The following is a 558-nucleotide window of genomic DNA, read 5'->3' on the forward strand; positions in this document are numbered from 1 at the left end:
CCAAACACCCGCACAAGTTTTCGCTCAAATCCCTACCTTCAACCCGCCATCAATTTGCTTAACAAACCCCGTCTAAACTGTCCAGTTTTTGGGGAGTAGTACACTCAACAGGAACGGCCGTATCACACCCTTGGATGAAGATCCAGCCTTTGGAGAATTAGATTTACTACGTTATAAGTATAACGGCAATCAATTGACGGGGGTAGACGACTTGGCTAGTTCACCCGGAGCTTCACCATTGCCGCACGATTTTGAAGACAATGGGCACAAATATATTGGAAGCTCAGTAGCAGTCGACGAATACAGATATGATGCTTCTGGTAATTTGACAAGCGATGTGAATAAGGGCATTGCGAGCATTACTTATAATCAACTCAATCTGCCGCAGGTAATCACATTTACCAACAACAATATCATCCGGTTTGCTTATACAGCTGCTGGCACCAAAGTTAATAGAGCAGATTCATGACCGCTGTACATGATAGCCACAGTGGTTGAACCAAGCTTTGGCATCGGTGCTGGTAATCCATTGCACGGCCGCGTGAATGGCTTCCAGCA

At 45.7% G+C, this 558-nt stretch carries 1 protein-coding gene; it reads left to right on the forward strand.

The window, feature by feature from the left end; genetic code table 11:
• Positions 1 to 130 precede the first annotated feature (130 nt).
• Positions 131 to 469 (forward strand): hypothetical protein, encoded by a 339-nt coding sequence (locus ABD842_RS13665; RefSeq protein ID WP_345114893.1) that lies wholly within the window; start codon positions 131 to 133, stop codon positions 467 to 469.
• Positions 470 to 558: the final 89 nt, after the last annotated feature.

It is taken from the genome of Hymenobacter algoricola (assembly GCF_039539525.1).
GTDB classification, from domain to species: Bacteria; Bacteroidota; Bacteroidia; order Cytophagales; family Hymenobacteraceae; genus Hymenobacter; species Hymenobacter algoricola.